The organism is Hymenobacter sp. AT01-02 (genome assembly GCF_000961955.2).
Lineage (GTDB): Bacteria > Bacteroidota > Bacteroidia > Cytophagales > Hymenobacteraceae > Hymenobacter > Hymenobacter mucosus.
On the sequence record NZ_JZIR02000078.1, the window covers coordinates 1 to 10,490 of the forward strand.

Consider the following 10,490-nt stretch of genomic DNA (forward strand, 5'->3'; position numbering starts at 1 on the left):
GGGCTTTTTGTGTGCCAGTGTGGTAGCAGTGAGCAGCCTACTCGTGCACAAGCACCCGGCGGCTTACTACTCCTTCCGAGGTAAGAGCTTGCACAATGTAGATACCAGGCTTGCTAGCAGTAAGAGGCAACTGGCGGCTCACGCTACCCGTCGCGTTGGCAGGGAGCTGATCGGTGTAGAGAAGCCGGCCCATGCTATCCAGCACCCGAATGGCTTGGCATTGCCCATTGACGCGCATGGTTACATTGAGGCTAGGCTGGCCGGCAAGGCTACCGTACACATCCATTTGCTGGCGGGCCTCTCCGCTGCTAACGTCTACGGGTAATACCTGGGAGTAGGCAGTTTTACCATCCAGATCTACTTGGCGCAGACGGTAGTAGTTCATGCCGGGCTGGGGCTGGGCATCTGTTGTGGTGTAGTTGCGGCGCGCAGAAGAGGTTCCGGCCGCTGCTACCAGGGCTACTTGCTCAAAGGAGTGACCATCAACAGAGCGCTCCACGGCAAAGCTAGCCGAGTTGATTTCAGAGGCCGTGGCCCATTGCAAGTACACCTGACCACCCGTGCTACGGGCCGCAAAGCTCACCAGTTGCACGGGCAGCGGCGAGCAGTCGTTCACCGCAATAGCCTCGCGTACTCGGTCGTTGCAGTTCATGCCTTTCAAATTCTCAGTGCCGCAGTTTGTGGATTTACCACCTAGGCACACGCGCAGATCAGAGCCAAACAGGCCGCGCTGTACTCCCTGGTCAATCGTCATGACGCAGCCTCCGATGGCTAGTTGACCGGCACCTACCAGGCTGGGATTGCCCTGGCGCACTACCAAGTTGCCGTCAATGGCCACGGTGCTACCAATAGTGAGCGTAGCGTTGTTACCAACGGCAATGCTGCAATCAGCCTCCATGGGGGCATTGATGGTGGCATCGGCCTTCATAAAACTAATGGAACTGACCGCCAACCGGCCATTCAGCAATAGGCGGTTTTCGTCTGACCCCATTTTTTCGGCAAAGTCAAGACGACGGTCGGTGCCATCTTCCACCAGGGAGCCAGCAGATGTAATGGTCATGTGTCCGTCTTTGCCATCTACGGTGTAGTCACGGTCGAGAATAACCGGTGAGTTGATGACGATAATATTGCTGTTGTTGTCGCCTCTGCGGCTCACTTCATTGGTGGGCACTTTGCTTCCCGTTTTCTGTCCTGTGACAGTCCAAGTGCTTGGGTCGCTCCAGCGCCCTCCCTTCGGATTTGATGTGTAAATGACCTGAGCGGCGGTTTCTTGCACGAAACTCAGACACATCATTGAAAATAGAACAATAGTAAGAGTAGTTGTTTTCATGGGTACTCAGGGTGGGAGTAATAGGTCTCTATAAATTCTGTCAAATGTACGTGTATCAACATCTTATGATTCTATTTTTTATTAGCAAAATATAAGTAGTGCAAAACATGAATACGTACTACGTTGGCACCACAACCAAGTCTCTATTTTCACTAAATTGCTAAAACACCCTTTTAGCTCTGAGCTGGACTGGTATTTATAATAACTTTATCAATATTCAGTATAACCTATCAAATAATATAAACAGAATATTTTTTCTTGTTTAAAATCTATTATTATAAATCGAGTAGCTCTTAATGGTAAGGTCAACCTTCACGTAGTTGCGCCCTTAGCAGTCACTACATCTAGCTTGCAGCACAGCCCCTGACGGGCTCCGGCACTAAGGCAGGCGCAGCGCAGCAGCTACCGATTCATGCCCGCTTAGTGGCTGACAAGTGGCGCCTAGCGCCGCTTACTCAGCGGGTGAAGAAGAAGCTCACGCGGCCTCGGAATAGAAAAAGCTCGGCATTTATTACGGCTGTGCTGAAACAGGATGCCCTACTTGTAGGTAAGTAGTGAGTACCTTGGGGCGGGCTGCAGAAGCAGCTCGCTTCTTTTCACTTTCCACCTAGTTCTGTTATGCTGAAGCGAGATTTCTTGAAAAACGGCCTGCTTACTATGGTAGGCGCTCTGGTAAGCCCAGCCATCTTGCAGCTGCCCACGAAGAGAAATTGCTGCGTGAAGCCCGCGCCACGCCTATTGCCGACGGCCCGTTCACGCTGCCGGCGCTACCCTATGCCTTCAATGCGTTGGAGCCCCACATCGACGCCAAGACGATGGAAATCCACCATGATGCCCACCATAAAACTTACGTTTCGAAGCTGAATGAGGCCGTAGCCGGTAAGCCCGAGGAAAAGCTAAGCCTGGCCCAGCTGCTGGCATCGGCTAGTAAGCAGCCCGACGCTATTCGCAACAACGCGGGCGGGCACTGGAACCACTCTTTCTTCTGGCTGCTGCTCGACCCCAAAGGCGGTGGGCAACCCACTGGTGCCTTGGCCGCGGCCATTACCAAGGACTTCGGCTCCTACGAGAAGTTCACCGAGGAATTTACGAAGGCAGCAACGGGCCGCTTTGGCTCGGGTTGGGCTTGGCTGATCCACGACAAGAAGTCGGGCAAGCTGGCCATCACGTCTACCCCCAACCAGGATAACCCCCTCATGGACGTACCGGGCATTCAGCGCGGCACCCCGCTGCTGGGCCTCGACGTGTGGGAGCACGCCTACTACCTCAAGTACCAAAACAAGCGCCCCGACTACGTGAAAGCCTTCTGGAACGTAGTGAACTGGAGTGAAGTAACGCGCCGCTTTGAGGAAGCCCGCAAAGGCTAGCCCAAAGCGTAAGCCCACAATAAAAAAAGGCCGCCTCTGTAGCAGAGGCGGCCTTTTTTGTTGCCGTATTCATTAGGTAGGCGAAGGTTTATTTTACAATGCGTCCGTTCTCAATGCGCACGTCGGCTTTGGGAGCGGCGCCCTTCACCATGGTTCCGAAAGCGCCTTTCTTTTCAAACGAGGCTACTACCTCATCTTCCACCGGCGTACGGCGCACCACTGAGTTGTTGACCCAGAATTCGGGGTCGTATTTGATGCTACGAATGGCGTCCAAGTCGCGGTCCTGCAGGCTCACTTTGGCGTAGCGCAGGTTGGTAGGCTGGGTGCTGGTATCGTAGAAGAACGTAAACGACGACACGCTGATGGGCGTGATTTGCTTGTTGGCAGCCAGTTCGGCCGTTAGGTTCACCTTCATGTATTCCAGCGGGGCCGTTTCGCCTTCCGTTTGCTGGAAGCTCATTTCGATGTCCATCTTGGGGTTGCTGAACTTCTGGTTGGGGTTGCTAGACGACACCGTGAAGTTGGGCGTAGTCATGTGGTAGCGCACCACGCGGTAAGTATCAATGTCAATCCAAATGGTACCCTCGGCGCGATACTTGGTAAGCTCCGGGCGGGTATTGAAAGCAATTTCAGCTACGCCACCCTTGGTGCTGTCAGGGCCCGACACAATGCCTTTCAGCTCTAGCTCGTAGTTTTTAACTACCGTGGGGCTGAGCAAGGCCAGGGACTTAGTGGTGTCGGCGTAGGCGTCAAACAAGCCGTAGGACTTGGTATAGAGCGAAAAGTTGCTGAAGGCCGTGAGGGCGGGCACGGCGGCGTAGCGACCTTGCGCAATGGTAGTACCCTCAATGCGGGCGTTGTTGGTCTTCACGTTCCACACTACTTCCTGCAACTCGGTAGGGGCATTATCGAGGCGCGTGATTTGGCGGTAGAAGGCTTTGCCGTAGAACTTGCGGCGGTAGTTGCGACTCATCTGGCGGTACGCCCGGTCTACGAGCTGGAAGGGGTAGCTTCCTACTTTCACTTCGGGCAGCACCACCGTGGCCGAGGCCAGCCCAATGCGTAGGGCTTGGGTAGCACTCGTGACGCGCACCGTATCGCGCAAGTGGCCCAGCTCCGACACCAGCAGGGTAAGGGGCAGCTTAGCTACGGTCAGGGTGAACTCGCCGTCGAGGTTAGTGGCCGTACCGTTGCCGGTGCCTACCACCGCTACGCTGGCAAACGGCAGCACCTCGTTGGTTTCCTTGTCGATAACGGTACCGCGCAATTGCACCTGCGCCTGAGCCGCCGGCGCTAGTACTACCGCAGCCAAAAAGAGCCACACCGGCAACAGCCAGCGCAGAGACGGAAGAGGGGCGGGAAGAGAGAGAATGGATGACAACACAACCAAAGATTAAGGGTAAAGACTACAACCGGACACGATAACGCCGGGGGAGGATGCACTCGTACGTTTGCTCTGCAAAAGTAGGACCGCACTTTCGTTGGCCCGGCGTGGCAACTCAATTTCCTGGTAGTAGTATGGTATTGCTGCTTTTCACGGGGGGTAGCAGCCTTCGTGTTCCGTGGCACATCTTTGGGGCATGAAACTACTGCTGCCTTGCTTACTCGCTACCACTGCCCTCCTGTGGAATAGCCCAGCCGCCACGGCGCAAAAAGCCAATTCGGAACTGCGCATTGCCTTTGGTTCGTGCAACCGCCACGACTTGCCCCAGCCGCTATGGGACGATATTGCCGGCGACAAGCCCAACGTGTGGATATGGCTCGGCGACAATATTTATGGGGATTCCGATGACCCAGCCGTACTGCGGGCCAAGTACACGGCCGAGTTCAACCAGCCGGGCTACCGCCAGCTGCGTGAGCAAGGTACTACCATCATCGGGACTTGGGACGACCATGACTACGGTCGCAACGACGGCGACAAGCATTACCCCTTCAAAGCCCAGAACCAGCAGCTCGCCCTCGACTTCCTGCAAGAGCCTGCCGAGAGCCCACGCCGCAAGCAGGAAGGCATTTATGCGGCCTATAGCTACCAAGTAGGCCACAAGAAGGTAAAGGTAATTCTGCTAGATGACCGCTACTTTCAGGACCCTATTCACCGGGATGCGGCCCTGGTGTATCAGCCTAACCCCACCGGCGACATTCTGGGCGAGGCGCAGTGGCAGTGGCTACAGGAGCAGCTCACCAACTCCGATGCCGATGCTCATATTATCGGCTCCGGCATTCAATTTCTGCCCCAAGAGCACCGCTTCGAGAAGTGGGCCAACTTCCCCGCCGCCCGTCAGCGCTTCCTGAGCCTGCTGGCTTCCACCAAAGCCAAGGGCGTACTACTCATCAGCGGCGACCGGCACATCGGGGAGATGTCGAAGGCGCCGGTGCCGGGCCTCTCCTACCCTCTGTACGAGGTTACATCCAGCGGCCTTACCCACCCTGCCACGCAAAACACGGGCGAGCCCAACCAGTATCGCGTGGGGCCGCTCGTGAATCAGAAGCACTACGCCCTGTTTCAGTTCCGGGCCAAGCGGCGCAAGCTGCTCGTAACAGCCTCCCTGCGCGGCGACGACGGCAAGGTGTTTTACTCGGAGGAAATAGTGGTGAACCCTTAGCACGGCCTAAGCAGCGAAAAATAAGCTGGGCGGGGGCTGTAGCAGCCGTTCTGAGTCCTGCTGCCAGAGGGGGTAGGCGCTGGCTTTGGTGGGTGCGGTGCTGTTGTAGCTCTAACTGGGTTGAATAGCGGGGCGTGGGTAGGTAGCAACGCCCAAGAAGTAGCAGTGCCCTTGCCTGCAGCGGGTGGCTCTTGTGGTAATGGCATTTGCTGTTGGCAAACTCCTAAATTCGCAACCTCACCTTTTTGCTCTGCCGTTTTGTCCTTCCCCCGCTTCTTCTCGCTTCTGCTCCTGCTGCTGGTCTTGCTCAGTCCAGCGTTCAGCTCAGCTCAGCGTCGCTCCCAGAAATCATCGTCCAGCACTCGTACCGCCCGCATTCCAGCCACCAAATCTGCCAAGAGCCGCAACCTCCCGGTGCCGTTTGCCAGTCAGTTAGGGCAGTCGAAGTGGGTTGATTCGGTGATGAAGACCCTGACGCCCGACCAGCGCGTAGCCCAGCTGTTCATGGTAGCTGCCTATTCTAACCGCAAGCGCATCGATGAAGACTCAGTTTCGGCTCTTATTCAGCAGTATGGTATTGGAGGGCTGATTTTCTTTCAGGGCGGACCAGTGCGGCAGAGCAAGCTGCTCAACCGCTACCAGGGCCAAAGCAAAGTCCCGCTGCTAGTTGCCATGGATGCCGAATGGGGCGTGGGCATGCGCCTAGATAGCGTGCAGCGCTTCCCTTACCAGATGAGCATGGGCGGCATTCGAGAAAACCAGCTGCTGTATGACATGGGTACGGAGGTAGCCGCGCAGTTCAAACGCCTGGGGATGCACGTCAACTTTGCGCCGGTGATTGATGTGAACAATAACGCCGCCAACCCGGTCATTGGCTTCCGTAGCTGGGGCGAGAACCGGGAAAATGTAACCGAGAAAAGCTACCTCTACATGAAAGGTATGCAGGATGCGGGGGTGCTGGCCGTGGCGAAGCACTTCCCCGGCCACGGCGACACCGATACCGATTCTCACTTGGCCCTGCCCCTACTCCGCATTGACCGCAAGCGCATTGACACCCTGGAGTTATTTCCCTTCAAGAGCCTGATTCAGCGGGGCGTGGGGGGCATGATGGTGGCCCACCTCAACATTCCGGCTCTAGACACAACCGGCATGCCCAGCACGCTCTCCAAGCCTATTATTCAGGGGCTGCTGAAGCAAAAGCTTGGCTTTGAAGGCATCATTTTTACCGACGCCATGAATATGAAGGGCGTCATCAGCAAGTACCCGCCCGGCGACGCCGACTTGCGGGCCCTGCTTGCCGGCAACGACGTACTGGAGTTTAGCAAGAACATTCCGCTGGCCCTGCGAATGGTGCGCGAGGCCATCAACAAAGGCCAGCTTAGCCAAGCCGATCTGGATGCGCGCTGCCGCAAAGTGCTAGCCCTGAAGGAATGGGCGGGCCTGAACCGCTACCGCCCTATTGACCTCAAGAACATCACCGCCGACCTGAACACGCCCCACGCCCAGTACCTGAGCCAGCACCTCACCGAGCTGAGCGTGACGGTGTTGCGCAACCAGAAAAACCTGATTCCCCTGCAGCGCCTCGATACCCTCCGCCTGGCTACGCTCACCATCGGCACCAAGGACACCACGGATTTTCAGCGCATGGTGGCCGACTACGCAGCGGTGCGTCACTTCTGGCTACCAGCCACGGCCAGTATGGACGAGCTGACCCGGATGCGGGAAACTTTGAAAGGCTACAGCACCATTCTGGTAGGAGTGAACAACCTGGGCCGCCTGCCCGCTACCAACTTCGGCGTGACGCCCGAAACCAATGTGCTCCTGCGGGAACTGGGCGGCAAAGGCCAGAAGATGATAGTAACCGTGTTCGGCAATGCCTACGCCGTAGCCAAAATCCGGGACTTAGACCGCGCCGACGCCGTGGTGCTGGCCTACCAGGAAAGCAAAAACGCCCAGGATGTAGCCGCCGAAATTATTTTCGGGGGCGTGTCGGCCAGCGGCCAGCTACCCGTTACGGTGTCAGACCGCTATAGCTATGGCACTGGACTACCCACGCAGGGCGGTATTCGGCTGGGTTATAGCTTTCCCGAGGCCGTGGGCATGCACAACACCCTGGAAGCCCGCGTAGACTCCATTATGAACGGAGCCGTGGCGGCCCGCGCCTTTCCCGGCGGCGAGGTACTCATTGCCCGCCGCGGTGTAGTAGTACTGCGCAAAAGCTACGGCACGCATTCCTATGCCGACGCTCCCGCCCAGGCGGGCAAACCAAGCCGGCCCGTACGCAACGATGACCTCTACGACTTAGCTTCCGTGACCAAGGTATCGGCCGCGCTACCCTCGCTCATGAAGCTGCAAGACGAAGGCAAGTTCAACCCTGACATGACTTTGGGCCAGCTGTTCCCTGAGTTTGTGGGCTCTAATAAGCAAGACCTGAAGCTGCGCGACGTGCTTACCCACCAGGCTCGCCTGAAGGCCTGGATTCCGTTCTGGAAAGAGTACACCAAGCCCCGCGGCTTCTTCAATGCTCTATTCGGCAAAAGCCCGATGCGCAGAAAGTATCAGCTACTCAGCCTTCGGAAATGAGCCGCCGCTATTTCCGCCCCGATTCTTCGGCCCGCTTCCCGCTACGGGCGGCCGGCAACTTGTGGGCCCGCAACGACTTCCCGGAGCGCATCACGAAGGAAATTGCAGCCTCTCCACTTAATGAGAAGCCAGGCTACGTGTACTCTGACTTGTCGTTTATCATGTATCCGCGCTTCGTGCAGCGCGTGTCGGGCAAAACCATTGACCGGTACGTGAAGGACGAAATTTACCGACCCCTGGGCGCCACCACGCTGGGCTACAACCCTACCCGCCGTTTCCCACTCAGCCGCATCGTTCCCACCGAGTACGACTCCTTGTTCCGCCACAGCCAGCTTCACGGCACCGTGCACGATGAGGGCGCGGCCCTACTTGGGGGGCTCTCGGGCCACGCGGGCCTGTTCGGCAACGCTAACGACCTGGCCAAGCTGGTGCAGCTTTACGCTTGGAATGGCAAGTACGGCGGGCAGCAGCTCCTCAAGCCCGAAACCGTAGCCGAGTACACCCGCTGCCAGTTCTGCCCCGATAATCGCCGCGCCCTGGGTTTTGATAGGCCCGCTGCCGATCCTATCGTAAACTCGGCCAAGAGCGTATCGCAGCAGAGCTACGGGCACACGGGCTACACGGGCACTTACTTCTGGTTTGACCCCAAGGAGGAGCTCATGTGCATTGTACTCACCAACCGCGTGAATCCTACCCGCCGCAACAACAAGATTACCGAGCTGAGCGTCCGCTCCGGCGTGTTACAGGTAGCTTTGGAAAGCATTCAGCAAGCCAGGAAGCAAGCCGTAGAAAGCACCGTTCCGAAGGAGAACTAAAGAAAAGCCCCGGTACTAAGCCGGGGCTTTTTTGTGTATGCAACCTTCTTTCTTCTTCGCAGCTCTACTTCTCCTACCACGTTTGTGCATGAAACAGAACTACTTTTCTCTTGCCTTCGGACTACTATTGTGCACGAGCTGCATTTCCAACCGGGAAGAAGAATATACACTCCCCAGCAACTTGCTGGCCTGGCAGCCCTACCATACCGGCGACGTGCTTCGTTTCGGGCAAGACCGCAGCAGCAAAGTGCGCACGTTCACCATTACCGAGGTCAACAGCCATTTTATAACCTACCGGACAGGCGGAACGGCGCCGGTATACCTAGGCCCATCAACGAAAATCAAGGCGCAACAGCTTGATATAGTTGCCCGCCGTACCGATACCATCCAGTACCAACCTACGCCTACTAGCACGCCTGCCCACCCCGATTCGGTGCTCATCGCCCCTACTACCTTGCTAAGCATGAGCAGTACTGAGTACGGGAATCATACCTACGTATTCTGGGACAGGGGATTTGGATACCTTCTACCACTCAACCATGTTTTGAAGGGTGAAGCGCTTTATGATACTACCGCGCAACTGCTACCAACCATGCGTTTGGGAACTATTGCTTACGACTCTGTTCTTCGAGTTTCTGACGGGCCGCACATCCTACCAACCAGCCCTCGCACGAAGTCTACCCGGCGCATCTACTATGCGAAAGGCTACGGAGTAGTTGGGTTTGTGGAAGGCAGCACTCTGTGGTATCGGCTACCGTAGCTGGTACTGCACGCGCCCACTCGCTTATCGGTTGCCTACTGCACAACTTTGCGTTTGGCTATTCTTGCAGCAAGTAGAGTAGCCCTTGCTCTGTTAAGCTAGCTTGGGGGCGACATGGTACCGAGTGGGGGGTAGCAGGCGCATCTTAGGCTGATTGCATACGTGGGGCAACTGCTTTTTTGGTAGCTTGTTGCACGTCCTGTTCACCCCCAATTCCCACCAGTATCATGTTAGGCCTGATGATGAACGAGCCCCTGCGTATTGCGGGGCTGCTAGAGCACGCCGCTAAGTGGCACTCCGATACCGAAATTGTGTCGCGCCTGCCGGAGGGCGGGCTGCACCGCTACACCTACGCGGCGGCCCACCAGCGGAGCCGGCAACTGGCCAATGCCCTCACCGCGCTGGGTGTTAGCACGGGCGACCGGGTAGGCACCCTAGCATGGAACACCCACCGCCACTTCGAGCTGTATTATGGCATATCGGGCCTCGGCGCGGTGTGCCACACCATAAACCCGCGGTTGTTCTTCGAGCAGTTGGTCTACATCATCAACCACGCCCAAGACCGGCTGTTGTTTTTCGACCTCACCTTTTTGCCGCTGGTAGAGAAGCTGGCCCCTCAGTGCCCCACCGTAGAAAGCTGGGTGCTGATGACCGGCCGCGCCCACCTGCCGGAAGCTTCCCCCCTACCCAACCTGCGCTGCTATGAAGAGCTGCTGGCCGCGCAGCCTGCCGACTATGAGTGGCCCGTTTTCGACGAGAATACCGCTTCCTCCCTGTGCTACACCTCAGGCACTACCGACCAGCCCAAGGGCGTGCTCTACTCCCACCGCTCTACCCTGCTGCACAGCTACGCGGCCTCCCTCCCTGACTGCTTCAACTGCTCGGCCCGCGACGTAGTATTGCCGGTAGTGCCCATGTTCCACGTCAATGCCTGGGGTATTCCGTACATGGCGCCCCTCAACGGCTGCAAGCTCGTACTGCCTGGGCCGGGCCTGGATGCGGCCAGCCTCTACGAGCTGTACGAGCAGGAAG

The 10,490-nt window shown here is 57.1% G+C and carries 8 protein-coding genes; 6 read left to right on the plus strand and 2 right to left on the minus strand.

Going from position 1 to position 10,490, the window contains the following annotated elements; translation table 11 throughout:
• Positions 1–37: 37 nt before the first annotated feature.
• A complete protein-coding gene (locus VI25_RS19055) occupies positions 38–1,330 on the minus strand; it encodes a T9SS type A sorting domain-containing protein (RefSeq protein WP_152981702.1) in 1,293 nt (430 codons plus the stop codon).
• A 710-nt stretch (positions 1,331–2,040) separates the two neighbouring features.
• Between VI25_RS19055 and VI25_RS19060 the strand changes: the two genes are divergently transcribed.
• On the plus strand, positions 2,041–2,697 hold the full coding sequence (locus VI25_RS19060) for a superoxide dismutase (RefSeq protein WP_201783340.1): 657 nt from the start codon (positions 2,041–2,043) through the stop codon (positions 2,695–2,697).
• An 88-nt stretch (positions 2,698–2,785) separates the two neighbouring features.
• Here VI25_RS19060 and VI25_RS19065 read toward each other — a convergent pair whose 3' ends face one another.
• Positions 2,786–4,078: a carboxypeptidase-like regulatory domain-containing protein gene (locus VI25_RS19065; protein WP_161806983.1), complete on the minus strand. Its 1,293-nt coding sequence runs from the start codon at positions 4,076–4,078 to the stop codon at positions 2,786–2,788.
• Between the two features lie 199 nt (positions 4,079–4,277).
• On the opposite strand from VI25_RS19065, the gene VI25_RS19070 reads away from it, so the two are divergent.
• From VI25_RS19070 to VI25_RS19085, 5 genes are all read left to right on the plus strand, one after another.
• Entirely contained in the window at positions 4,278–5,300 is a 1,023-nt protein-coding gene (locus tag VI25_RS19070) for an alkaline phosphatase D family protein (protein WP_045686927.1), read from the plus strand.
• Positions 5,301–5,558: 258 nt separating this feature from the next.
• Entirely contained in the window at positions 5,559–7,883 is a 2,325-nt protein-coding gene (locus tag VI25_RS19075) for a glycoside hydrolase family 3 N-terminal domain-containing protein (protein WP_152981703.1), read from the plus strand.
• Positions 7,880–8,698, plus strand: coding sequence for a serine hydrolase domain-containing protein (locus VI25_RS27940; protein ID WP_152981704.1), 819 nt, complete (start codon positions 7,880–7,882; stop codon positions 8,696–8,698). Before VI25_RS19075 ends, VI25_RS27940 begins: the two co-directional genes overlap by 4 nt.
• A gap of 88 nt (positions 8,699–8,786) precedes the next feature.
• A complete protein-coding gene (locus tag VI25_RS19080) occupies positions 8,787–9,458 on the plus strand; it encodes a hypothetical protein (RefSeq protein ID WP_045686928.1) in 672 nt (223 codons plus the stop codon).
• Between the two features lie 227 nt (positions 9,459–9,685).
• Positions 9,686–10,490 (plus strand): AMP-binding protein (locus VI25_RS19085; RefSeq protein WP_236705138.1); only part of this gene is annotated, 805 nt, incomplete at its 3' end.